At 64.6% G+C, this 22925-nt stretch carries 23 protein-coding genes and 1 tRNA gene; 9 read left to right on the forward strand and 15 right to left on the reverse strand.

The annotated features are described in order from the left end of the window. Window positions 1-83: 83 nt before the first annotated feature. From EN857_RS28070 to EN857_RS28080, 3 genes are all read left to right on the forward strand, one after another. Complete coding sequence (locus EN857_RS28070) at window positions 84-620, forward strand: sigma-70 family RNA polymerase sigma factor (RefSeq protein WP_127284440.1); 537 nt, start codon at window positions 84-86, stop codon at window positions 618-620. 1 nt (window position 621) lies between these two features. Continuing rightward, entirely contained in the window at window positions 622-1260 is a 639-nt protein-coding gene (locus EN857_RS28075) for an NrsF family protein (RefSeq protein WP_127392319.1), read from the forward strand. Between the two features lie 140 nt (window positions 1261-1400). Next, on the forward strand, window positions 1401-3392 hold the full coding sequence (locus EN857_RS28080) for a PAS domain S-box protein (protein WP_245511352.1): 1992 nt from the start codon (window positions 1401-1403) through the stop codon (window positions 3390-3392). 42 nt (window positions 3393-3434) lie between these two features. On the opposite strand, the gene EN857_RS28085 is transcribed toward EN857_RS28080, so the two are convergent. From EN857_RS28085 to EN857_RS28115, 7 genes are all read right to left on the reverse strand, one after another. After that, on the reverse strand, window positions 3435-4313 hold the full coding sequence (locus EN857_RS28085; RefSeq protein ID WP_127284361.1) for a 3-hydroxybutyryl-CoA dehydrogenase: 879 nt from the start codon (window positions 4311-4313) through the stop codon (window positions 3435-3437). 119 nt (window positions 4314-4432) lie between these two features. Next, window positions 4433-5362: an electron transfer flavoprotein subunit alpha/FixB family protein gene (locus tag EN857_RS28090; protein WP_127393209.1), complete on the reverse strand. Its 930-nt coding sequence runs from the start codon at window positions 5360-5362 to the stop codon at window positions 4433-4435. Between the two features lie 23 nt (window positions 5363-5385). Then, window positions 5386-6135, reverse strand: a complete 750-nt coding sequence (locus EN857_RS28095; RefSeq protein ID WP_127393210.1) for an electron transfer flavoprotein subunit beta/FixA family protein — start codon at window positions 6133-6135, stop codon at window positions 5386-5388. Window positions 6136-6307: 172 nt separating this feature from the next. Next, the gene (locus EN857_RS28100) at window positions 6308-7117 is read right to left on the reverse strand and encodes a rhomboid family intramembrane serine protease (protein ID WP_127393211.1); all 810 of its coding nucleotides are present in this window, start codon (window positions 7115-7117) and stop codon (window positions 6308-6310) included. A gap of 31 nt (window positions 7118-7148) precedes the next feature. Next, on the reverse strand, window positions 7149-7730 hold the full coding sequence (locus EN857_RS28105) for a cob(I)yrinic acid a,c-diamide adenosyltransferase (protein ID WP_127393212.1): 582 nt from the start codon (window positions 7728-7730) through the stop codon (window positions 7149-7151). A 130-nt stretch (window positions 7731-7860) separates the two neighbouring features. Next, window positions 7861-8052 carry a twin transmembrane helix small protein gene (locus EN857_RS28110; RefSeq protein ID WP_126058117.1) on the reverse strand — a complete coding sequence of 64 codons (192 nt, stop codon included), beginning with the start codon at window positions 8050-8052 and terminating at the stop codon, window positions 7861-7863. A 23-nt stretch (window positions 8053-8075) separates the two neighbouring features. Next, entirely contained in the window at window positions 8076-8909 is an 834-nt protein-coding gene (locus EN857_RS28115) for an SDR family oxidoreductase (RefSeq protein WP_127284366.1), read from the reverse strand. An 83-nt stretch (window positions 8910-8992) separates the two neighbouring features. Here EN857_RS28115 and EN857_RS28120 point away from each other — a divergent pair, with 83 nt between their 5' ends. After that, window positions 8993-9844, forward strand: a complete 852-nt coding sequence (locus EN857_RS28120; protein ID WP_127284367.1) for a YihY/virulence factor BrkB family protein — start codon at window positions 8993-8995, stop codon at window positions 9842-9844. Here the strand turns inward: EN857_RS28120 and EN857_RS28125 are convergent. Continuing rightward, window positions 9814-10731: a DMT family transporter gene (locus EN857_RS28125; RefSeq protein ID WP_128346460.1), complete on the reverse strand. Its 918-nt coding sequence runs from the start codon at window positions 10729-10731 to the stop codon at window positions 9814-9816. The two genes, EN857_RS28120 and EN857_RS28125, sit on opposite strands and share 31 nt — an antisense overlap. Window positions 10732-10890: 159 nt before the next feature. On the opposite strand from EN857_RS28125, the gene EN857_RS28130 reads away from it, so the two are divergent. Then, window positions 10891-11205, forward strand: a complete 315-nt coding sequence (locus EN857_RS28130) for a hypothetical protein (RefSeq protein WP_245493400.1) — start codon at window positions 10891-10893, stop codon at window positions 11203-11205. Between the two features lie 140 nt (window positions 11206-11345). Here EN857_RS28130 and gluQRS read toward each other — a convergent pair whose 3' ends face one another. After that, window positions 11346-12221 carry a tRNA glutamyl-Q(34) synthetase GluQRS gene (gene gluQRS, locus EN857_RS28135; RefSeq protein WP_127392567.1) on the reverse strand — a complete coding sequence of 292 codons (876 nt, stop codon included), beginning with the start codon at window positions 12219-12221 and terminating at the stop codon, window positions 11346-11348. Window positions 12222-12318: 97 nt separating this feature from the next. Between gluQRS and EN857_RS28140 the strand changes: the two genes are divergently transcribed. Then, entirely contained in the window at window positions 12319-12960 is a 642-nt protein-coding gene (locus EN857_RS28140; RefSeq protein ID WP_127284370.1) for a DNA-3-methyladenine glycosylase, read from the forward strand. Between the two features lie 216 nt (window positions 12961-13176). Further along, window positions 13177-13734: an HNH endonuclease gene (locus tag EN857_RS28145; protein ID WP_010911702.1), complete on the forward strand. Its 558-nt coding sequence runs from the start codon at window positions 13177-13179 to the stop codon at window positions 13732-13734. A 156-nt stretch (window positions 13735-13890) separates the two neighbouring features. Here EN857_RS28145 and EN857_RS28150 read toward each other — a convergent pair whose 3' ends face one another. Together EN857_RS28150 and EN857_RS28160 are read right to left on the reverse strand one after the other, a co-directional pair. Then, window positions 13891-14409 carry a disulfide bond formation protein B gene (locus EN857_RS28150; protein ID WP_127284371.1) on the reverse strand — a complete coding sequence of 173 codons (519 nt, stop codon included), beginning with the start codon at window positions 14407-14409 and terminating at the stop codon, window positions 13891-13893. Between the two features lie 200 nt (window positions 14410-14609). Continuing rightward, the gene (locus EN857_RS28160) at window positions 14610-15200 is read right to left on the reverse strand and encodes a YqaA family protein (RefSeq protein ID WP_127392565.1); all 591 of its coding nucleotides are present in this window, start codon (window positions 15198-15200) and stop codon (window positions 14610-14612) included. Window positions 15201-15430: 230 nt separating this feature from the next. On the opposite strand from EN857_RS28160, the gene EN857_RS28165 reads away from it, so the two are divergent. Continuing rightward, window positions 15431-15515, forward strand: a tRNA-Leu gene (locus EN857_RS28165). A gap of 278 nt (window positions 15516-15793) precedes the next feature. Further along, a complete protein-coding gene (locus EN857_RS28170) occupies window positions 15794-16378 on the forward strand; it encodes a sulfocyanin-like copper-binding protein (RefSeq protein ID WP_135859407.1) in 585 nt (194 codons plus the stop codon). Between the two features lie 496 nt (window positions 16379-16874). Here EN857_RS28170 and EN857_RS28175 read toward each other — a convergent pair whose 3' ends face one another. The 4 genes from EN857_RS28175 to EN857_RS28190 form a co-directional block, all read right to left on the reverse strand. Then, a complete protein-coding gene (locus tag EN857_RS28175) occupies window positions 16875-18194 on the reverse strand; it encodes an HlyD family type I secretion periplasmic adaptor subunit (protein ID WP_127392563.1) in 1320 nt (439 codons plus the stop codon). A gap of 2 nt (window positions 18195-18196) precedes the next feature. Then, window positions 18197-19978, reverse strand: a complete 1782-nt coding sequence (locus tag EN857_RS28180) for a type I secretion system permease/ATPase (RefSeq protein ID WP_135859408.1) — start codon at window positions 19976-19978, stop codon at window positions 18197-18199. Between the two features lie 13 nt (window positions 19979-19991). Beyond that, the gene (locus EN857_RS28185; RefSeq protein WP_128346994.1) at window positions 19992-21416 is read right to left on the reverse strand and encodes a family 16 glycosylhydrolase; all 1425 of its coding nucleotides are present in this window, start codon (window positions 21414-21416) and stop codon (window positions 19992-19994) included. A gap of 308 nt (window positions 21417-21724) precedes the next feature. Then, window positions 21725-22876, reverse strand: coding sequence for a YncE family protein (locus EN857_RS28190; RefSeq protein WP_127392137.1), 1152 nt, complete (start codon window positions 22874-22876; stop codon window positions 21725-21727). Window positions 22877-22925: the final 49 nt, after the last annotated feature.

The following is a 22925-nucleotide window of genomic DNA, read 5'->3' on the forward strand; positions in this document are numbered from 1 at the left end:
TGCGGCACTTTGGCTTGGACATTATTTCTTCGGCCACGTAACAAATCAGCGCCGAGGCGCGAACATCGGGGGAGAAAACTCTTGTGACCGGCAACAACGAGGCCGAGCTTTCCCGGTTGCTCAAGGCCGCGATCGCGGGAGACGAAAGGGCTTACGCCGACTTTCTGACCCGGACGGCCGCTCTCGTGCGCGGCTTTGCCCGGCGCAAGATCGTTCAGGGCGGGGTCGACCCCGAGGATGTCGTGCAGGAAACCTTGCTGGCCATTCACGTCAAACGGCATACCTGGCGCCAGGACGCGCCGGTGCTGCCATGGATCTACGCCATTGCGCGCTTCAAGCTGATCGACGCCTTCCGGCGGCGCGGGCGGCGCATCGAGGTCGAGATCGACGAGATCGCCGAGACCTTCGCCGAGCCGGAAACGGAGACGGTGAGCGAACGCGACATCAACCGCGTGCTTGAGAGCCTGCCGCCGGCACAGCGTTCGGTGGTCTCGTCGGTGTCGGTCGAGGGCCGCTCGATCGGCGAGACGGCGGCGAAGTTCGGCATCACGGAGACGGCGGTCAGGGTGTCGCTGCATCGCGGCCTTGCCGCCATCGCCAAACGCTTCGGGCGGGAGTGACATGAGGACCGAGGATCTCATCAAGGCGCTCGACGCCGACGTCCGCAGCAAGGCGATGCCGCTCGGCTCCGCCTGGCGGATGGCCGTCGCCGTGGCGGCGGTGGTCGCGGCCGCCATGTTCTGGCTGACCATCGGCCCGCGTCCGGACCTGATGGTCGCCATGCACACGATGCGTTTCCTGTCCAAATTCGTCTTCACCATCGCGCTCGGCGTCAGCGCGTTTGGCCTGATCAGGGCCCTGTCGAGCCCCGGCGCGCCGACGGCCAGGGCAACGGCCTGGATGGCGCTCGCGCCGGCATTGGTGGGCGTGGCGGTGATCCTCGAGCTTTTCGCGGTGCCCCGCGCCGAATGGGGCACGCGACTGGTCGGCTCCAACATGATGATCTGCATGGCGTTCATCCCGCTGATCGGCCTCGGGCCGCTCGCCGTCTTTCTTTGGGTGCTGCGCCATGGCGCCCCGACGCGGCCGGTGCTGGCGGGCGCGGTCGCCGGCCTGCTCGCCGGCGGGATTTCAGCGACCTTCTATGCCGCGCATTGCTTCGACGACTCGCCGCTTTTCGTCGCCACCTGGTATACGCTCGCGGTCGTCATCCTCACCGGTCTCGGCGCGCTTGGCGGCCGGTTTTTCGTACGCTGGTAGCGGCGCATACCGATCCTTAATCATGCGGGCAATTGTTTGCCGGTTGGCATCGCCGCTTCCGTCCCCCATGCAACCTTTCCTTAAAATCGATCCGCGAGGGTTGCATCGACGTGCAATTGCGCATTGGGGTGGAACGCGTTGTGACGCGGTGGAATTGGAAGGGCCCGCGGGCCGGCAGATACGCGGCATTGATCCTGATGGCGGTTGGCCTTGTCGCCGCCGCGGCCTCGATGCTGTCGTCGCGCCTCGATCTAAGCGCCGAGACGCTCAAGCTCAGCCTGCAGGTATCGGACGCCATGATCGCGGCGTCGCTGTTCCTTGCCGCCTTCTTCATCCGCCAGATCGTCGACGACCGCCGCCAGATCGCCGAGAGCGAGCAGCGCTTCCGCCGCGCCATGGAGGACTCGGCGATCGGCGTCGCCATCGTCGGGCTCGACGGCCGCATCGTGCAGACCAATCCGGCTTTTGCCGCCATGCTGGGGGACTACAGCCGCGAGGAAATCGAGGCGCTGACCTTTTTCCAGATCACCCATCCGGACGACCTGCAGATCGGCCGGGAAACCATGGTGAGCCTGAAGGAAGGCAAGATCGATTCATTTCACTTCGAAAAGCGGTACCTCAAGAAGGACGGGACACCGGTCTGGGCGCAACTTGCCGGCTCGGTGATCCGCGACGCCGACAGCGGCCGGCCGCTCTACCTGGTGTCGCAGATCGAGGACATCGACGCCCGCAAGAAGTCCGAGGCGCGCATCGCGGAGGCCGAAACGCGCTGGAATTTCGCGCTGGCCAGCGCCGGTCAGGGCGTCTGGGACTTCGATCTGCGCAAGGGCGGCACCACCTATTCCGCCACCTGGGTGAAGCTGCTCGGTTATGCCGATGGTGAGCTGGACGGCGATCCCGATCGCTGGCTGACGATGATCCACCCGGATGACCGTTCGGTCGTGGCCGATGCCGATCGCGCTCATCTCGCCGGCGAGACGCCCTTTTTCGAGGCCGAGTACCGCATGCGCCACAAGGATGGCCACTGGATATGGGTCCTCGACCGCGGCAAGGCCCTGGAGCGTGACGGCGATGGGCGGCTGACCCGGGCCATCGGCAGCCTTACCGACATCACCCAGCGCAAGGAGGCCGAAGCGCGGCTCATCGTCTCAGCGGCGATGCTGGCCGACGAAAAGGAACGGCTGAAAGTGACGCTGCAGTCGATCGGCGACGCCGTCATCTGCACGGATGCGGCCAATCGCGTCACCTTCATGAACCCGGTCGCCGAAAAGCTGACCGGCGTCGCGGCCGGCGAGGCGCTCGGCAAGACGCTCGGCCATGTCTACTGGGCCGTCGACGAGGAAACCGGACAGCGGATCGGCGTGGCGCGGCCTTCGGCCAGCAGCCCGAGCCCCGCCGACCAGAACAGCCGCGCGGTGCTTATCCGGCGCGACGATACGCGCTGCAGCATCCGGCAGGTTGTGTCGCCGATCATGAACGAGCGCGCCGAGTTCGGCGGGCTTGTCATCGTCTTCCAGGATTTCACCGATGCGCGCGCCCTGCAGCGCCAGCTCGCCCATGCGGCTGCGCATGACGCGCTCACCGGCCTTGCGAACCGCTCCAATTTCATCCGTGTCATGGAGGAGATGGTCGATCACGGCGGCAAAGCCGGCGCGACAGGATCCGCCGGCGACGGCGAGCATCAGTTCATGTTCATCGACCTCGATCATTTCAAGCAGGTCAACGACACCGGCGGTCACGCCGCCGGCGACGCCCTGCTGAAGCAGGTCGCCAATGCCATCCGTCGCGTGATCGGCCCCGATGATATCGTCGCCCGCCTCGGCGGCGACGAATTCGCCGTCATCCTGAAGTCAGGCTCGGCCGCCAGAGGCGAGATCGCGGCGCGCTCGATCATCGATGCGATCCGCGGCCTGAATTTCACCTGGGACGGCCGGCCGCATTCGATCGGCGCCAGCATCGGGCTCGCCCCGATCCGCCCCGGCTGCGGCGCGGTGGACGAGATCATCGCGCGGGCCGACGCCGCCTGCTATGCCGCCAAGGCCGCCGGGCGAGGCTGCGTTTCCATGGCGCCGGACGAGGAAACCCAAGATGGACAGGCGGAAACGCCCAAGCCGTTCGCCGCGGCGTCCTGAGGAGCGCCGGGCTTTCAGGCAATCCGGCGGCCTGGAATTGCCCTAGCGCGTCGGGACCGGATGCTCGCCGCGATAATCGTAGAAGCCGCGGCCGGTCTTGCGGCCGAGCCAGCCGGCCTCGACATATTTCACCAGCAGCGGGCAGGGGCGGTATTTCGAATCCGACAGGCCCTCATGCAGCACCTGCATGATCGACAGGCACGTATCCAGGCCGATGAAGTCCGCCAGCTGCAGCGGCCCCATCGGATGGTTGGCGCCGAGCTTCATGGCGGTGTCGATCGCGTCAACCGTGCCGACGCCCTCATAGAGCGTGTAGATCGCCTCGTTGATCATCGGCAGCAGGATGCGGTTGACGATGAAGGCGGGGAAATCCTCGGAGACGGTCACCGTCTTGTCGAGGTGCCTGACATAGGCCTTGGCGGCCTCGAAGGTCTGGTCCTCGGTGGCGATGCCGCGCACCAGCTCGACCAGCTTCATCACCGGAACCGGGTTCATGAAATGTATGCCGATGAAGCGCTCGGGCCGGTCGGTCTGCGCGGCCAGCCGGGTGATCGAGATCGACGAGGTGTTCGTCGCCAGGATCGCCTCGGGGTTGAGCTGCGGGCAGAGCTGGGCGTAGATCTTGCGCTTGACCGTCTCGTCCTCGGTGGCCGCCTCGATTACCAGATCGGCGCCGGCCAGATCGGCCATCGCGGCGGCCGCCGAAATGCGTCCCATCGCCTCGTTGCGGGCCTTCTCCTCGAGCTTGCCGGAGCCGACTTGGCGCGCCATGTTGCCGCTGATGGTGGCGATGCCCTTCTCGATGCGGTCGGGCGAAATATCGTAGATCAGCACCTTGTAGCCGGATAGCGCCGAGACATGGGCGATGCCGCCACCCATCTGCCCCGCGCCGACGATGCCGATCGTCTCGATCTTGCTCATAACAGCGATCCCGTCGAAAAAGGCCTTTGCGGCCTGCTTTTTGTGCAGTGCAAACTAAAAGGGCGGGGCGACTTCGTCTACCCCGCCCTTCACAATTTAATACGCTTCCGCAGAGAGCGTCAAAGCGCCTTTTGCAGTTCCGGCAGGATGACGAAGAGATCGCCGACGAGGCCGTAGTCGGCGACCTGGAAGATCGGCGCCTCCTCGTCCTTGTTGATGGCGACGATGACCTTGGAATCCTTCATGCCGGCGAGGTGCTGGATGGCGCCGGAAATGCCGACGGCGATGTAGAGGTCGGGGGCGACCACCTTGCCGGTCTGGCCGACCTGCCAGTCGTTCGGCGCGTAGCCGGCATCGACCGCCGCGCGGGAAGCGCCAACCGCGGCGCCGAGCTTGTCGGCAACCGGCAGGATGACCTCCTGGAACTTTTCCGAGGAACCAAGCGCGCGGCCGCCCGAGATGATGATCTTGGCCGAGGTCAGTTCCGGACGGTCGGTCTCGGAAAGCTTGTTCTCGACGAAGGAGGACAGACCCGGATTGGCCGCAGCGCTGACCGTCTCGACCGAAGCCGAGCCGCCCTCGGGCGCCGCCTGGAAGGAGGCGGTGCGCACGGTGATGACCTTCTTGGCGTCGGTTGCCTGCACCGTCTGGATGGCGTTGCCGGCATAGATCGGACGCTTGAAGGTGTCGGACGAGACGACTTCTATGATCTCGGACACCTGCGCGACGTCGAGCAGGGCGGCGACGCGCGGCGCGACGTTCTTGCCCGCCGAGGTCGCCGGCGCGATGATCGTGTCATAGGAACCGGCGAGCGAAACCACGAGCGCGGCGAGCGGCTCGGCAAGGCGCTCGGACAGTTCGTCGGCCTCGGCGAGCAGCACCTTGCCGACGCCCTTGAGCTTGGCGGCGGCGTCGGCGGCAGCCTTGGCGCCCTTGCCGGCAACCAGCACATGCACGTCCGAACCGATCTGCAGCGCCGCCGACAGCGCCTTGGCGGTCTGGTCGGAAAGGCTGGCGTTGTCGTGTTCTGCGATTAGGAGAATAGCCATTGTCGTGTTCCTTTCCCGATCGCTTACAGCACGCCGGCTTCGTTCTTGAGCTTCTCGACCAGCTCGGCGACGCTCTTGACCTTGACGCCCGCCTTGCGGCCGCCGGGTTCCTCGGTCTTGATCACCTTGAGGCGCGGCTTGACGTCGGCGCCGTAATCGGCCGGGCTCTTCTCGTCGAGCGGCTTCTTCTTGGCCTTCATGATGTTGGGCAGCGAAGCATAGCGCGGCTGGTTGAGGCGAAGGTCGGCGGTGACGATCGCCGGCATCTTCAGCTCCACCGTCTGCAGGCCGCCATCGACCTCGCGCGTCACCTTGGCATGATCGCCGGCGAGCTCGACCTTGGAGGCGAAGGTGCCCTGAGCCCAGCCGAGCAACGCCGCCAGCATCTGGCCGGTCTGGTTGCTATCGTCGTCGATCGCCTGCTTGCCGAGGATGACGAGGCCGGGCTGCTCGGCGTCGACCACGCCCTTCAGCACCTTGGCGACGCCGAGCGGCTCGGTCTGCTCTTCGGTCTTGACCAGGATGGCGCGGTCGGCGCCCATGGCCAGCGCGGTGCGCAGCGTTTCCTGCGCCTGCTGCGGGCCGATCGAGACGACGATGATCTCTTCCGCCTTGCCGCCTTCCTTCAGCCGGATCGCTTCCTCGACCGCGATCTCGTCGAACGGGTTCATCGCCATCTTCACATTGGCAAGCTCGACCGCCGAACCGTCCGACTTCACCCGGACCTTCACGTTGGCATCCACAACCCGCTTCACGGGCACAAGGATCTTCATTTTCCTGTCACCTCTTTCAAGATTTTGGGCGCGCTATAGCAGCGCGCACCGGGTCAGAGTTGTCGAAAGCCGACATTCCAGACGGAATTCTGGACTTCATCCGCCGTTGCGGTGGCGTTTCCGTAGTGGCGGGAATCGGGCGCGTCAATATCCGCGACGCACTCAAATCGGTTCAGTCCTGGCTTGAAGCGGCTCCTCGACCCCACTGTGGCGCGGGCTGCGCCGCAGCTGGAGCGCTGGCGGCTGGTTCGGCCGGGACGGGCGCCTGCTCGACGTCTGGCGCAGGTTCGGGTTCCCCGTCCGCGCCGGCCAGCAGCGGCACGCCACGGTTGCGCAGGACCAGCACCAGGACGGAGCCGGCGATGATGCCGCCGATGTGGCAGGCCCAGGAGACCTGGTCCTCACCGCCGGCGGCGAACATGACGATCTGGAAGACGATCCACAGGATCAGCGGGATGAAGGCGGGGATGCGCAAGGGAATGCGGGCGAAGGCGAGCACCCAGACCTTCACCCTTGGGTAGAGGATCAGATAGGCGGCGACGACGCCGGCAATGGCGCCGGAGGCGCCGATCAGCGGCACTTGCGAATCCCAGGCCACCAACCCTTGGAAGAAGGCGCCGGCAATGGCGCAGGCGAGGTAGAAGATCAAATAGCGGATATGGCCGAGGGCATCCTCGACATTGTCGCCGAACACCCACAGGAACAGCATGTTGCCGCCGAGATGGAAGATATCGGCGTGCAGGAAGGAATAGGTCAGGTAGCTCAGGCTCTCCGGGATGACGACGAATTCGGGCGAAAGCTCGACCCTGTCATGGACGACGGAGGGGATGAAACCGAGGCCGAGCACCGCGGCATTGGTGAAATCCTCGCCGCCGAGCGTGGTGGCGAAATAGACGAGCACGTTGGCGACGATCAGGCCGATCGTCACATATTGCAGGTGGATGTGACGCAGCCTGTTGGTGTCGTATAGCGGGATGAACATGAGACCCTGGCCCTTCCGCTTCCACGTGGAGTCAGCGGTTCTTGCCGGGAACCCATAACACGTCGGCCTTTCCATTGTCATTGACCGCACGGGCGGCGACGAACAGAAAGTCGGAGACGCGGTTGATGTACTTGATCGCCTCGCGGTTGACCGGCTCGCCGGGGTCCTGCGCCAGCGCCACCATGATCCGCTCGGCCCGCCGCGCCACCGTGCGGGCAAGGTGAAGTGCGGCCGCCGCCGGCGTGCCGCCGTTCAGCACGAAGGATTTGAGCGGCTGCAGTTCCTTGTTGAGGAGGTCGATGTCCTTCTCGACGCGATCGGTCTGCGAGGCGACGATACGCAACGGCTCATAGGCGAGCGGCTTGCCGTCATCCGGCACGGCGAGATCGGCGCCGAGATCGAAAAGGTCGTTCTGGATACGCGACAGCATGGCGTCGATCGAGGGATGGCCGTCAACGGTGTGGATGCGGGCCATGCCGATGCAGGCATTGGCCTCGTCGACCGTGCCGTAGGCGTCGATGCGCAGGTCGGATTTCAGCCGCCGCTCGCCGGTGCCGAGGCCGGTGGTGCCGTCATCGCCGGTGCGGGTGTAGATCTTGTTGAGCTTGACCAAGCGCTGCCCTCCCGAGAGCAATTCCAGGAAAAGTGCGTAGCGGTTTTCCGTCCGGAATTGCGTCAAAACAAATAGATAGAGCGGGTCGGCGATTCTATGAAAAGCTGAACCGCTCGATCGACCGATACCCTCACTTGCGGGTGAAATACACCGCCAGCATGATCAGCACCAAGGCGATGAACTGCAACAGCACGCGCGCCTGCATCAGCTTGTTGGAGGTCATGCTGGAGCCGCCGCGCAACATGTTGATCAGGCCGCGGATCAGCACGAACACCACGGCGAGCATGACGAGGACGGCGAGGATATTGAAGACGGTTGCCATAGTCTGTTTCCAATCAGTTCCGTTCAGGCGCGTTTGGCAAGCAGGCGGTAGAGCATCGACGCCGGCAATATGCGTTTGAGGACCACGCCGATCCTTGCCGGCACCGTTACCACATAGTGTGGGCGCGGGCGCCGCGACAGAAGCGCATGGCGCAAGGCGGTGTGAACCACTTCCGGTCCCGGTTTCAGGCGCGAGACGCTGCCGCCGGCCCTCAGCCTCGCCAGTTGCGCCTCATAGGCGGCGCGATGGACGGAGTGCTCGTGGTCGATGTTCTTCAGGAACCAGAACAGCCCGTTAGAGGCGATCTTCGACGTCACCGGACCCGGCTCGATCAGCGAGACATGGATGCCGCTGCCCTCAAGCTCCTGGTGCAGGCACAGCATCAGGCCCTCCAGCGCATGCTTTGAGGCCGAATAGGCGCCGCGAAAGCGGACCGGCGTCAGGCCGAGGATCGAAGAGCAATGGACGAGCCGGCCATGGCCCTGGCGGCGCATCACCGGCACGATGCGGCGGGTGAGGTCGTGCCAGCCGAAGAGATTGGCCTCGAACTGCTCCTTCAACGCTGAAACCGGCAGGTCCTCGACGGCGCCCGGCTGCGCGTGGGCGCCGTTGTTGAACAACGCGTCTAGCCCTCCGCCGGTGCGCTCCAGCACCGAGGCGACCAGCGCCTCGATCGAGGCGGGCTCGCGATAGTCGAGATAGAAGGTCTCGATGCCGTCGGCCTCGAGCGCGGCGATGTCGGCCGGCTTGCGCGCCGTCGCGAACACCCGCCAGCCTTCCGCCTTCAGCGCCCGCGCGCAATGGGCGCCGATGCCGGAAGAGGCGCCGGTGACGATGATGGTGCGCGGCGCGTTCACGGCGTGGTTTGACCTAGGGTTGCCATTTGCCGCATTCACTTCCCATATTCGCGGCGTCGAGACAATCGAAGGGAACGCGGTACGTGTTGCGGAAGATCGTCGCCCTGCGCCGCGTGCTCTATGACGCGATCGGTCATTTCAACACCGATGACGGCTGGGCGATGGCCAGCCATCTGGCGATTACCTCGCTGATGGCGCTGTTTCCGTTTCTGATCTTCGCCACGACCCTGGCGAGCTTCCTCGGCGCGCAGGCCTTCGCCGACACCGCCGTGCACCTCGTCTTTGACACCTGGCCGGAGCAGATCGCCAAGCCGATCGCGCGCGAGGTGCTGAACGTGCTTACCGTGCGGCGCACCGACCTTTTGACCTACGGCGTGCTGCTTGCCGCCTATTTCGCCTCGAACGGCATCGAGGCGCTGCGCACCTCGCTCAACCGCGCCTATCGCGTGTCGGAAACGCGCGGCATCATCTATCGTCGCGTGCAGAGCATCATCTTCGTGCTGATCGCCACCGCCTGCTTCCTGGCGATCAGCGTGCTCCTGGTGTTCGCGCCGCTTTTGGCGCGGCTGGCCGAGGCCCATCTCGATTGGATCAGGCCCTATATGGGCACGATCACGCTATGGCGTTACGTCATCGCCTCGACGGTCATCGTCATCGGCCTGTTCTCGGTGCATTTTTGGCTGCCGGCGGGCAAGCGCCGCCTGCTTTCGATCGTGCCGGGCATCATCTTCACGCTCGCGGCATGGCTGATCGGCTCGACCATCTTCGCCACCTATCTCGACCATTTCTCGTCCTATGTGACGACCTATGCCGGCCTTGCCTCGATCATGATCGCGGTGGTCTTCCTCTACATCGTCTCGGCGATCTTCATCCTCGGCGGCGAACTCAATGCCGCGATCAGCCGCTATCTCGAGGCGCGCGCCCGCGTCAGTTGAGCCTGTTCCGGATCATGTCCTGGCCGCCGCGCGGTCGCCAGGCCGACGCCGAGCGTGGCGATCGCCATGCCGACGATCTGCAGCAGATTGAGATGCTCGCCGAACAGCGCCCAGGCGATGACCGCGGTGACCGCCGGGACCAGGTAGAACAGCGAGGCGACCTTCGACATCTCGCCGTCGCGGATCATCACCATCAACAGGAAGATGGCGCCGATCGAGAGCACCAGCACCAGCCAGGCCATGGCGAAGATCAGCTCGCCATTGAGGGTGACGATGCGCGTCTCGAAGGCGAGCGAGGCGAGCGCCATCAGCGCGGCGCCGCCGACATACTGCCACATCGTCGCCGTCACCAGGTCGCCGCCGGAGGCGAAGCGCTTCTGCCAGACGGTGCCGGCGCTCATGGCCAGCACCGAGATCAGTGAGGCGGTCAGCGTGGCGGCGGTGACGCCGCCGCCAACGGCTCCGAGCTTCGGCCACAGCACGATGACGACGCCGACGAGCCCGACGGCGAGGCCCGTCCAATGGCGCGGCAGGATCGCCTCGCCGAGGAACTTGCCGGCAAGCACCGCCGTAATCAGCGGCTGCAGGCCGACGATCAGCGCCGAAAAGCCGGCGGGCATGCCCCTGTGGATCGCCCAGAACACGGCGCCGAGATAGACGCCGTGCATCAGCACGCCGGCAAGCGCGGCATGGCAGGCCTCGGCTCGACTCGCCCTCCTCGAGCCGAGCACGATCGTCAGAATTGCGAGCAGGATGGCGGCCAGGATGAAGCGCGCGGCGAGGAAGGTGAAGGGCTCGGCCCAGGGCATGGCATAGCGCGCGCCGATGAAGCCGGTCGCCCAAAGGACGACGAAAGAGGCGGGTATGAACCGCTTGATGCTGTGCATGTTCGGGGAAGGGCCTGTTGCTTCGTGAAGAGGTGACTAGCGAGATTGCTCTAATGCCGTTCAATCCGGCAATCAAAACGAAACGATTGATCCATAAGCTCATCCGAATTCAACATAGGGCGCCACGGCAACCGACAAGTTGTCGATGGATCAAGGGGCATGGCGTTCAGCGCGCCATGGGCAGGCATGCTTTTGCATCTCGACACGAGCTGGCTGCTGATGACGGTTGCGACCGTCGCCGTCTTCGGCTTCTTCTTCGGCACCGCGCTTGACGCCATCATGCAGGACGACGGCTTCGGCTCGACCGGCAACACGCTGCTGTTCACGGCCGGCTTCTTCCTCGCGGTGATCGTCGCCAATGAACACGGCATCAGCCTCAGGGACCTCAAGATCGCGGTCGCCTGGGGCCTGGGCGGCGCCTTCACCTTCATCAGCAGCATGGCGCTGATAAAGGCCGGCCTGGCGCGTTGGTGATATTCAGGTGAGGCCGGCCTGCGAACGGCAGGCTCCTGTGCCTGTACGGCGCCGTGCGTCCTGTTGGACGCGCTAAGGACGCCGTACCACTTATGCCAGGCGGCCTGACCTGAATCTCAGCATACCCACCTCGAAGAATCCTAGAGACCGACCAGCCGCCGGACGTCGTCCGGCGACGCGCCGGCTTGCCTGAGCGCGGCGAGGCCGGTGTCGCCAAGGCTCTTCGACAGCTTGCGACCATCAGGGCCGAGGATCAGGCGGTGGTGGAAATAGGCCGGCTGATCGAGGCCGAGCAGGTCCTGCAGCAGGCGTTGAACGCTGGTCGCCAGGAACAGGTCCTGGCCACGCACGACTTGGCTGATGCCTTGCAGGGCATCGTCGACGACGACTGCGAGGTGGTAGCTGGTCGGGATGTCGCGCCGCGCCAGGATCACGTCGCCCCAGTCGCGCGGCCGCGCCTCGATGCGCCGCCTGGCCCCTAGCGTCGCATCGCTGAATTCGGTCCAGGACAGGTCGCTCGAGACACGCGCCATCGCCTTTTCGATATCCAGCCGCCAGGCGAAGGGGGCGTTCTCGGCGATCCGCCGCTTGCGTTCGCTGATCGGCAAGGCCTTGTCCATGGCGGGATAGAGCGGCACGCCATCGGGGTCGCGGGGCCAGTCGCGGCCACGCTTGTCGCTGTCGGCGATATAGGCCCTGATCTCGCCACGGCTCATGAAGGCAGGGTAGACGAGCTCCTCGCCGACCAGCCGGTCGAGCACCGCCTGGTATTCCGCAAAATGGTCCGACTGGCGGCGCACGGGCCGCTCCCACTCCAGCCCCAGCCATTCCAGATCGCGATAGATGCCGGCTTCGAATTCCGGCGTGCAGCGCGTCGTGTCGATGTCCTCGATGCGCAGCAGCAGACGCCCACCCGCCGTCTCCGCCAACCTCTGGTTGAGCAGCGCCGAATAGGCGTGGCCGAGATGCAGGTCGCCATTCGGGCTCGGCGCGAAGCGGAATGTCAGCAGCGTCATCTCTTTGGCGGCAATCGGGTTGTGCGGCGCTTTCGCCGGTTGCTACTTTGCACGGCCATCAATTGCCACTTCGTGCGCGTCCTGGAAACAAGCAAGCATGCAACGCATCGCCAGTCTCGACGATATCGCGCAAGGGCTGGACGCGCTCTGCCTGCTCGACCCGCGGCTGGAGAAGGTGCGCGGCATGGCGGGCGAGGTGCCGCTCAGGCTTTCCGAGCCTGGGTTCAGGAGCCTGGCCTCGATCATCGTCTCGCAGCAGGTGTCGCGCGCTAGCGCAGACGCGATCTTCGGCCGGCTGGTGCGGCTGCTCGATCCACTGACGCCGGAGGCGGTGCTTGCCGCCGGCGAGGACATCTTTCGCGAGGCCGGGCTGTCGCGGCCGAAGCAGCGCGGCCTGATCGCTGTCGCCAGCGCTGTCGCCGAAGGTCTCGACCTCCATCATCTTTGCCGGCTCGATGCCAATGAGGCGATCACGGCGATGACGGCGGTGCCCGGCATCGGTCCGTGGACGGCGGAATGCTACCTGCTGTTCGCCGCCGGCCATCCCGACGTCTTCCCGGCGCGGGACGTCGCGCTGCAGAGCGCGGTCGGCCACGCGCTGGGCATCGACCCGCGTCCGCCGGAGAAAACGCTTATCCGCCTCGCCGAATCATGGAGCCCGTGGCGAGGTGTCGCGTCGCGGCTTTTCTGGGCCTACTACCGTGAGACGCGGGGCAGGGACGCCGCGCCACCGGCGTAAATCCGTAAAAAAGCCCTAAAATCATGCGTTTTTGACATTTCGGGCGCGCGACAATCCGCTTCACATCCCTGTCATGTCGGGCTTACAGTATCCGCGCCGATCGGTTACGGCGCCGCGCATCCGGTTGGATGCGAAAAAGACGCCGTAAGACTTTTGAAGTTGCGCATGATCCTTTCGATTTTCGGGGTCATGCGCGGAGCCAAGGAGGTCAACGACGTGACGGTTGCCGTATCTCCGGATGGGCTTCCAGCACTGGTGCTGAACGCGGACTACCGTCCGCTCAGCTATTACCCGCTGTCGCTCTGGTCATGGCAGGATGCCATCAAGGCGGTGTTCCTCGACCGGGTGAACATCGTCGCCGAGTACGAGCATGCCGTCTCCTCTCCGACCTTCTCGATGAAGCTGCCCAGTGTCGTCAGCCTGAAGGCCTATGTGAAGCCGTCGAGGCATCCGGCCTTCACCCGCTTCAACGTCTTCCTGCGCGACCGTTTCCAGTGCCAGTATTGCGGCACGCCTGACGACCTGACCTTCGATCATGTCATCCCGCGCCATCGCGGCGGCGCCACGACCTGGGAGAATGTCGTTGCCGCCTGCTCGCCCTGCAACCTCAGGAAGGGCGGCATGATGCCGGCGCATGCCAAGATGTGGCCGCTGCAAAAGCCCTATCAGCCGACGGTGCACGACCTGCACAACAACGGCCGCCTGTTCCCACCCAACCATCTGCATGAAAGCTGGATGGATTATCTCTACTGGGATGTCGAACTGGAGCCTTAGAGTTCGGCACAAATCCGCGAGCCCGGCCGTCTGCCGCAGCTTTCTGCGCTTCCGGTGCTCACGTACTTAAGTACGCTCCGCTCCGGTTCTCGAAAGCCGCACCAGCCAATCCGGGCTGGCGAATTTCTGGACGAACTCCGTGTTGCGCTCTTCAATTCAATCCCGCGCGAACGCGCTGCGAAAGGCGACAGCGGCGAGGATGAAGCTGGCGATGGCGTTCCAGCCGGCCAGCGACAGGCCGAGGATGCGCAGCGCCGCCTTGTCGCAGGAGGGCGGTACGAACTTGTCGAGCGCGTCGAGCACGCCCTTGCCGCCGGTGTCGACCGGGCCGGCGCCGGCGGTGCAGTCTGCCGGGCCCTGCCACCAGGCCCATTCGACGCCGGAGTGATAGACGCCGAGATAGAGGCCGTAGAGCATCAGCAGGCCGCCGAGGCCAAGCAGGCCGCGCGTCAGCCACGCCGGCGCCTTGAGCAGCGAGGCGATCACCGCCAGCAGCATCAACGGCGCGCCGATGTAGTAGGGGGTGCGCTGCTCCAGGCAGAGATGGCAGGGGATGTAGCCGCCAATGTACTGGAAGGCGAGCGCCGAGCCGACGGTGGCGGCCATGGCGACGGCGAGAAACAGCGCCGCCCGCGTCCGCTGGCGTCCGGTGTCGGCATTCATGATCGCTGTCATCGAAGGTGGTCCGTTGGCTTGGTCGCTAGAGCATGATGCCGAAAAGTGTGAAGCGCTTTTCGGGCGACATCATGCTCTATCTCTTTGCTTTAGGGCCGGATTCAGATTTCAGGTCGATTCGTCCTGAAATCATCCGGCTCCAGATTTGTTTTGACGCAATTCCGGACGGAAAACCGCTACGCACTTTTCCTGGAATTGCGCTAGGCGTGGGCGTATCTGACGAGGATATAGAGCAAAATAAGGGCAGCGGCGCCGGCGCCGACGATCATGCCGAGGCGCTTCTCGATGAACTCCTTGATCGATTCGCCATAGCGACGCAGCAGCCAGGCCAAGAGCAGGAAGCGGGCGCCGCGCGCAACGATGGCAAGGCCGATGAACAGCAGCAGATTGACGCCGATGACGCCGGACAGGATCGTCACCACCTTGATCGGCGGCAAATGCGCGGCGCCCGAGGTGATCAGCATCAGGATGATGAAGCCGATGCCGGAAGACGTCCGCAATGCCTCGAACTCGTCGTACTTGCCGTAGAATTCGAGGATCGGCTTGGCCACCGCCTCATAGGCGTAGTGGCCGATGAACCAGCCGAAAATGCCGCCCAGCACCGAGGCGACGGTGGCGATCAAGGCATAGCGATAGGCGCGCTCCGGCTTCGACAGCGCCATCGGCAGATAGAGCACGTCGGCCGGCACCAGGAAGACGGAGCTTTCGACGAAGGCGATGAAGGCCAGCCACCATTCGGCCGATTTGCGCGCTGCCAGCGAGAGCGTCCAGTCGTAAAGTCCGCGAAGCATCGGCTCTCCTGTGATTTCGCCGCCCTTCAGGCTCTGGGCCCGGCATGTCGGGCGACATGCATCGGCGCGCCGCTTGTCTAGAAAGATTTTCCGCGCCGCACAATGGCAGCACCTTCACGAAACCGAAAGGTGAAGTTTGGTCGCGGGCAAGATGCGGATCGGGAAACTCGCCAGTTGACGAACAGGCCCGCAACCGTATAGTCCGCGCCCATCCAGGCCGCCCGGCCTGAGCCCCTATGGCGGAATTGGTAGACGCGCTCGACTCAAAATCGAGTTCCGCAAGGAGTGCTGGTTCGATCCCGGCTAGGGGCACCATTGACCGCCAGTCGTTGCAAGACCTTCAAGGACCTGGACTCCCGAGAGGTGCATAGCGAGGTCGAGCAGACCCCGCGGGAGATGTTCCAAGAACCGCACCTGAACGCCCGAGCTTGATCATAGTTGACCGCCTCCGGCGAGGACGGCTTTGTTCCGCTGCAGCAGGCGCGGTTTGCTGGTGGGGTTCTTGTTGTGATGGTATTCTGGTCCTCAAGGGATAGGCCCGGTCGACCGCGATTGTGGTCAACTCGGGCACCACGCTTGGGAGGAACCTCGCGATGGCGCGTTTTGCCCACCTTGCCCTCGTCTTCGCCTTGGGATTGTCGCCTGGAATTGCACTGGCTGGGGAGCCTTTCGTCCCAAGCTGGATCAAAAACGATCCCGCGGCCAAGAAGGTGGCCATCGAGATCGTAGCCGACTGGAACCAGATCGAGCGGTACCGCAGGGACAACATCCGGACCGACATCATCGACTTCAACGGCTACTGGGGCGGCAATCTCACGATCATCGTGCCGGAAGACTGGTCGGTGCAGATCGATTTCATCAATGGCTCCTCGAATTTCTGGCACGGCCTGATGGTGACCAGAGTCTATGCCCAGTCGGAGATGCCAGTGAAGTTGAAGGCCGAGGATGCGATCTGGGGAGCGTACACCACCCCGCTGGAGGGGATCAAAATCAATGAGAAGCGACAGCTCAACTTTGTTGCGCAGCAGACAGGCAGCTATTTCCTCGCCTGTCCGAGACAGACACACCTGATGGACGGACACTGGATCGGTTTCGAGGTGAAAGGCAAACTCGAACGGGCCGCGGCAATCGTCCATGAAGATCAATTTCCGCAGGAGCAGCCCCCGGGACGTCCATAGATCCGCGCGAGCGTCGCTGCAGCCTGACTGGGCACCGTTGACGGCGGTTTGAGCAGCGGGGACCGGGTGGGGGGCTTGGGGTTGGTCCCCGCTGCCTTGAGCTGCCTTCGCGGGTGGCAGCACAACCAAATGGCGACTGGGCAATGACAGGACCCTGACAGGCGAGCTTTGGGGGCCTGTCAGTCTTACGACGGCTGATGCCGCCCGGGGCCAGCCGGGCGGATGTCTCAAGGTGCGGCCGGGGACGGAGCTTCAAAACGTTGCGACTTCCGTAACCCCAACCGCACACCTGGCCTGACGTACGTGCCCACCCGGTGACGGGTGCCCACCCAATGACCCCAGCGTCAAGCGACAGGTCATTTGTAGCCGATATGGACCGCCGCCAAATCGCCCGCTTGAGCTAGCGCGGATAGACAATTCGGGTCAGCGGGCCTCAGCGCGGTAAAAGGAGGGGGCCGCAATGCCCCGGTGCGGGCAAGATCTGCGGCCGGCAAACCTACCGCTCCGTGAAAGCACGCGCGAAGGAATCGAGCATTGGCCGGGCGAGATACTCGAAGAAGGTCCGGTCGCCGGTGTTGATGAACGCCTCGACCGGCGTTCCCGGATAAAGCTGCTCCGCTTTCACGCCGGGCGGCAGCTGGTCGGCAATCTTCAGCCTGGCGCGGAAATAGGGCTCGTGCGTCGCCTGGTCGATCAGCCGATCGGCGGAAATCTGCGTCACGGCGGCCGAGACCTCCGGCGTCAGCCGCGTGTTCAAGGCCGCCAACCGCAGCTTCGCCGGCTGACCGACACGCACGTCGTCGATGTCCTTCGGCCGCAGCTTGGCATCGACGATGAGACCCGACGCGGTGGGCAGGATCTCCATGATCTTTTCGCCGGGGGCGATCACGCTGCCCGTGGAATTATAGGTCGACGACACCACGATGCCCGCCGCCGGCGCCTTGATCGTCGTGCGCTGAAGCACCGCCTCGGCGGCGCGCATCTGTTCCTCGATGTCGGCCAGATTGGTGCGAACCTCGTCCAGCTTGGTAAGGGCCTCCTCGACGCGCTGCGTGGTCGCCCGCTCGATCTGCTGCTCGGCTTCGACGATCTGCGTGTTGGCCGCCGCGAGATTGGCTTCCAGCGCTCCGGCCTGGCCGACGAGATCGGCCTGCGAGCGCAGAAGCTGCGAATATTCGGTGCGATTGGTGAGGCCCTGGTCCAGCAGGCTGGTCTTGATGCCAAGCTCCTTCTTCACCACCTCGGCCTGTTGTTGAACGGCCTGCTTTTGGGCGTTCAAGCCAATGACGGACTGGCGATGCATGGCGACACGCTGGGCGAGGATCGCTTGTTCCGAGCGGAAGCGGGCGAGCCTGGCGGCGAATTCCTTCCGCTGTTCCCGCACCAGATTTTCGAAGTCCTGCTGGAAAGGCACCGGCGCGGCGCCGATGATCGGCGCCAGCCCGTCCAGTCCGTCGCGCTCGGCCTCCAGCCGTGCAGCACTCGCCCTGAGCGCTATCGACTGTCTCGTCAGCCGGTTGAGGTCGGCCTGCGCTGCCGTTCGATCAAGCAGGATCAGCGGCTCACCCTGCCGCACGCGGTCGCCTTCATGGACCAGCAACTGATTGATGATGCCGCCCTCGGAATGCTGGATGAGGATGTTGCCGCCGGTCGCCGCGATCGTGCCCTGCGTGATCACCGCGCCGGCAAGCGGCGCGCTCACGGCCCAATAGCCGAAGCAGCCGGCCAGCAGCGCTGTCGCCGCGTAGCCAGTCAAGGCCACGCGCCGGAAGTCGGTGCGGGGCTGCGTTTCGAGGGTGAGGCGCCCGACGGCCATGGCTAGGACCCGAAGCGGATGCTGTGCGGACGGATGGTCGAGGCGAAGGATCCGGTCACCACCGTGTTCGGCTGTGCGGCCGGGCCCTTGCCGGTCACCGGCTGCCGCAGCACCTCGCCGCTCGGACCAAAAGCCTCGATCACGCCGCCGCGCAAAAGCATCACGCGGTCGCAGGCCGCGGCGATCGAAGGACGATGCGTGATCACGATCGTCGTCACGCCGGCTGCCCGCGCTGCGGCAAGCGCCGCCTCGAGCGCCATCTCGCCGCCGCCGTCGAGATGGGTGCTGGGCTCGTCCAGCACGAGGATGCGCGGATTGCCGTAGAAGGCGCGCGCCAGGCCGATCCGCTGGCGCTCGCCGCCCGACAGCGTCCTGTCCGATGGACCGACCACGGTCTGGTAGCCGTCGCGCAGCGCCAGGATCAGCTCATGCGCCCCGGCGCGCCCTGCCGCCGCGATGATCGCCGGGTCGGCCGCTTCAGGGTCGAAACGGGCGACATTGTCTCCGATCGATCCGGGAAAGAGCTCCACCTCCTGCGCCAGATAGCCGATGTGCCGGCCTAGCTGGTTTTCGTCCCACGTCCTGAGGTCAGCGCCGTCGATCCGCACCGAGCCGCCGGTCGGCTGGGCGGCACCGACAAGCAATCGCGCCAGCGTGGATTTGCCGGCGCCGCTCGGGCCGACGATGGCGACCGCTTCGCCGGCGCCGATCTGGAAGTTCAGCCGCTTGAGGATGGGCTCCGCGCCTAGCGGGGTATTCGGCGCGATGAAGAAAACATCCTGCGCGGAGATCGCGCCGGAGGGATCGGGCAGGGTGAGCTTGCGCGCTTTCGCCGGATGCGCCGCAAGCGCTGTCGCCAGCCGCTTCCACGCCCGCCTTGCGTCGACGATCTGCCGCCAGGATCCGATCAACTGGTCGAGCGGCTGCAGCGCGCGCGACGACACCAGCGAGGAGGCGAAGATCATGCCGGCCGTCATCTGTCCCTGCAGCACCAGCCAGGCGCCGGCGCCGAGGATCGCCAGCTGCAGCATCATGCGCAGCGCCCGCGACGCGCCGCTGAAAATCGCGTTGGCGCTCGAGGAGCGGTCATGCAGGATGAGCGCTTCCCCGACGTGCCGTCCCCAGACCCGGGCGGCGTTCTCGATCATGCCCATGGCGCGCAGCGTTTCGGCATTGCGCTCGAAGGCCTGCTCGGCCCGGCTGGCGAGCGCCGAGCGCTCGGCGGACAAGGCATCGTTCCTGCCGATCGCAAGCTGGTTCGCCACCACCAGGAGAAGCAAGAGCACGGCGCCGGCGAGCGTCAGCCAGAACAGCACCGGATGGATGAGATAGAGCAGAGCGAGGAAGGCGGGCGCGAAGGGAAGGTCGAACAGCACCGCCACGCCGCGCGACCTGATGAAGGCGCAGACCGAGGCAAGATCGCGCAGCGGCGACAGGCCGCCAGCATATCTGGCGCCGAGCGAGGCGGCGAATGTGCTTGCGCCCAGCGTCCGGTCGACGGTGGCTGCAATGCGCTGCGAGTAGATGGCGCGGACGGCGTCCAGGAAGCCGAGGAAGGCGAGCGCGAGAACGGCGATCACCGACAGATAGGCAAGCGTCTCGACGCTGGAGGAGGGCAGTACGCGGTCATAGACCTGCAGCAAATAGAGCGGGATGACCAACAGCAGGATGTTGATCAGCAGCGAGAACAGGCCGACATCGGTGACGGCGCGCACGAACACCGCACGAAGGCTCGAGCTTCCGGCCTTTCCCGCATCGACCAACGGATCATGACCCCGGGACATGGCGCCGGTCCGCCTAGACAGTGTGTTCGCCTGTCGTGCTCAGGTGGCTCTGCTGCAAATCGTCCAGCGTGTAGGCGCGGATATAGTCGATCTTCATTTCGGCCGGCGTGGCGAGATGGTCCGGCGGTGCGCCGGCCTGACCGCCGATCGCGAGATCGACCAGCATGTACATCGGCTTGTTCATGTCGGACGGCGTCGCCACCTCCGCCACCTGCACGCCGTCATAGGTCCACACCAGCTTGTCCGGCGTCCACAACAGGCCGTAGGTGTGGAAGCCGTCGGTGTCGGACACATTCACCGTCGACCCGACCTTGGTGTGGGTCCCCGTCTGATTTGTGTGCGCGGTCATCAGCAGCGCGTTCGGGCTCTGGCCGTACATTTCCACCACGTCCAGCTCCGGCGGCCACGAGCCGTCTTCCGGAAGCAGCCAGAAGGCCGGCCAGGCGCCGGTGTTTTCCGGCAGGTCGGCCCGCATTTCGAAATAGCCATAGGTCTGCGAGAAGGTGTCGTGCGTCGTCAGGATGCCGGAGGTGTATTCATAGTTGTTGATCAGCGGCTTGATGTCGGCCGGCGCCTGTGCGGCGGTGATCGTCAGCACGCCGTTGTTGATGCTGAACGGATGGACCGAGCTCGTCGGGGCGTAGTTGGCGTCGATATACCATTGCAGCTCGTTGTTCTGGGTGAGCGTGCTGCCGTTCGGCTGCCCCCACCAGAAATTGGTATCCCAGGTGCCGCCTTGGCTGTTGTGAAGGCTGAGCGTGTTGAAATTGTCGGAGAAGGACAACGTCATGCCGGACTTGTCGATCGGCAGATCGAACTGGCCGGCCGACAGCTTGTCGACGGTGGTGTTGTTGAACACCAGCACCTCATCCGATCCGAGGTTCAGCAGGAGGTTCGGCCCCGACTGGATCATGTGCGCCTTGACGTCGTCGAACGACATGAAGTCGTAGCCGTTGAGGCGAACGGTGTCGTCGGCGCCGAAATCGGCGATCAGGTCGCTGCCATTGCCCTTGGTGATGATGAACGTGTCGGCGCCGCCGCCGCCGATCAGGACATCGTTGCCCTTGCCGCCGTCAAACGTCTGGCTGCTGGTGCCGCCCTTGATGATGTTGTCGAGCGAATTTCCGAAGGCATATTTGTTGGCGCCGGTGACGACCAGGTTCTCGAAATTGTCGGGGAGCTTGTAGCTCATCCAGGTGTCGATCGTGTCGATGCCCTGCCCGGGCAGCTCGACGGCCCGGTTGATCGTCGAATAGAGGTGGTAATAGTCGTCGCCAGCGCCGCCATACATGGTGACGTTGACGCTGGTGTCGCCCCAGAATGAATCGTTGCCGGACGTGCCGCGCAGCTCCGGTCCGGCTCCGGTTGCGGAGTACCAATGGGTGGAAGCGCCGGTGTAGGGAAGGGGAATGCCTTTGGCGTTGACGACACTGGTCATCGGACGATCCTTCCTCGGAATGCCGGCCTGTTCGAGCCGCTCGATGGGAGTTCAAGCGACCGCTTACGGACCAACGTTGTAGTTCAAATTATCGTTCCAAGGAATGACCATATAGTACAGGGAAAATTGTCATTTCCGCCGATTAAATCTTTCGGTCGAAGAGAATGAGGAATCGCTAATACAATTAAAGCGTGAAGCCGGGGCAATTTTACTCAATATTTCCGGAATTCTGCCGAATCATTAGGCAGATCGCTGCGGAAGAATGCATTTGTCTTGACGCGGTCACCGCTCCTCAAAAGGGCAATGGCCTACCGCATGTTCCCCGTGTGCCCGTGCGAGTACCGTCCTGGCTGCGGCCACACCGTCAGGCCGTGGGGCTCCGCTCCGACCGGGATCCTGGTGACCGCGCCGGACGTGGTGTCGAACATGTAAACCTCGCTGTCGAAGCGGCCGGACAGCCATAGCTGCCTGCCGTCGGCGCTGACATTGCCCATGTCGGGGCTGCCGCCGCCCGGAACGGGCCATTGGGCGACGACCGAGCGGGTCGCGAAGTCGATCACCGTCACGCTGCCGGGACCCTTGGCGCGGCCTTGCTCCATCTTGTGCGAGCCGCGATTCGAGACGTAAAGCCGCTTGCCGTCGCGGCTGACGACAAAGCCATGCGTGCCGATGCCGGTGGCGATGAAGCCGATTTCCTTGAAGCTGTCACCGTCGACCAGGAAGACGCCGTCATTCATCATGTCGGCGACGTAGAAGACCTTGCCGCCGGGCGAGAGCCTTATGTCCTGCGGCATGCCCATCCTGGAGAGGTCGAGCCGGCCAAGCACCTTCTGGTTCTTCAGGTCGACCTTGAGCAGCCCGCCGTCGCCGTATTCGCAGGTGAATATGGCGTAGGAGCCGTCGACCGAGAAATCGGCGTGATTGATGCCGGCGCAGTCGGGCGTGGCGATGACCGACTTCAGCGCCATGGTCTGCGGGTCGCGCAGGTCGAGCTGCCGCAAGGCCTCGTCGACGATGATGGCCGAACTGCCGTCGGGCATGAAGTACATGTTGTAGGGATCGTCGACGGGGATCTGCTGGCCGGGCTTGCCGGTCTTCGGATCGACCGGCGTCAGGCTGCCGTTCTTGCCGGTGCCGTTGTTGGCCACCCACAGCGTCGTCAGATCCCAGGACGGGACGACATGCTGCGGCTTGCTGCCGACGCCGAACCTATCCACCACCTTCAGGGTCACCGTGTCGATCACCGAGACGCTGTTCGACGACCGGTTCGGCACATAGACGCGCGGCAACGCACCCGCAGTTGCGGGACTGAGGTCGCCGGCGGCGGTATGGCTGTAGATGTCGACGGGCGGCGGCTCGCTGCAGTCCTCGGGACAGGAGCCGGCGAAAACCTTCGTCGGCAGCAGGGCAAGCAGGAGAACCGGCGCGAGGCCGGCATGACGCAGGAAGGCTCGTATCATCTGGAATGCTTTATCGCGGAGGCCGGCCCGATTTGGCCGCCGGCAGCCA

The organism is Mesorhizobium sp. M4B.F.Ca.ET.214.01.1.1, from assembly GCF_004791545.1.
Lineage (GTDB): Bacteria > Pseudomonadota > Alphaproteobacteria > Rhizobiales > Rhizobiaceae > Mesorhizobium > Mesorhizobium abyssinicae.

Bases quoted from the DNA above. Each gene is read 5' to 3' on its own strand.
- EN857_RS28100 (WP_127393211.1), bottom strand. From the start codon at position 7,117: ATGTTCATCCCGCTATACGACACCAACAGGCTGCGTCACATCCACCTG.
- EN857_RS28075 (WP_127392319.1), top strand. From the start codon at position 622: ATGAGGACCGAGGATCTCATCAAGGCGCTCGACGCCGACGTCCGCAGC.
- EN857_RS28175 (WP_127392563.1), bottom strand. From the start codon at position 18,194: ATGGCCGTCGGGCGCCTCACCCTCGAAACGCAGCCCCGCACCGACTTC.
- EN857_RS28170 (WP_135859407.1), top strand. From the start codon at position 15,794: ATGGCGCGTTTTGCCCACCTTGCCCTCGTCTTCGCCTTGGGATTGTCG.
- EN857_RS28140 (WP_127284370.1), top strand. From the start codon at position 12,319: ATGCAACGCATCGCCAGTCTCGACGATATCGCGCAAGGGCTGGACGCG.
- EN857_RS28185 (WP_128346994.1), bottom strand. From the start codon at position 21,416: ATGACCAGTGTCGTCAACGCCAAAGGCATTCCCCTTCCCTACACCGGC.
- EN857_RS28180 (WP_135859408.1), bottom strand. From the start codon at position 19,978: ATGTCCCGGGGTCATGATCCGTTGGTCGATGCGGGAAAGGCCGGAAGC.
- EN857_RS28150 (WP_127284371.1), bottom strand. From the start codon at position 14,409: ATGACAGCGATCATGAATGCCGACACCGGACGCCAGCGGACGCGGGCG.
- EN857_RS28130 (WP_245493400.1), top strand. From the start codon at position 10,891: ATGGCGTTCAGCGCGCCATGGGCAGGCATGCTTTTGCATCTCGACACG.
- EN857_RS28095 (WP_127393210.1), bottom strand. From the start codon at position 6,135: ATGAAGATCCTTGTGCCCGTGAAGCGGGTTGTGGATGCCAACGTGAAG.
- EN857_RS28190 (WP_127392137.1), bottom strand. From the start codon at position 22,876: ATGATACGAGCCTTCCTGCGTCATGCCGGCCTCGCGCCGGTTCTCCTG.
- gluQRS (WP_127392567.1), bottom strand. From the start codon at position 12,221: ATGACGCTGCTGACATTCCGCTTCGCGCCGAGCCCGAATGGCGACCTG.
- EN857_RS28085 (WP_127284361.1), bottom strand. From the start codon at position 4,313: ATGAGCAAGATCGAGACGATCGGCATCGTCGGCGCGGGGCAGATGGGT.
- EN857_RS28090 (WP_127393209.1), bottom strand. From the start codon at position 5,362: ATGGCTATTCTCCTAATCGCAGAACACGACAACGCCAGCCTTTCCGAC.
- EN857_RS28110 (WP_126058117.1), bottom strand. From the start codon at position 8,052: ATGGCAACCGTCTTCAATATCCTCGCCGTCCTCGTCATGCTCGCCGTG.
- EN857_RS28125 (WP_128346460.1), bottom strand. From the start codon at position 10,731: ATGCACAGCATCAAGCGGTTCATACCCGCCTCTTTCGTCGTCCTTTGG.
- EN857_RS28160 (WP_127392565.1), bottom strand. From the start codon at position 15,200: ATGCTTCGCGGACTTTACGACTGGACGCTCTCGCTGGCAGCGCGCAAA.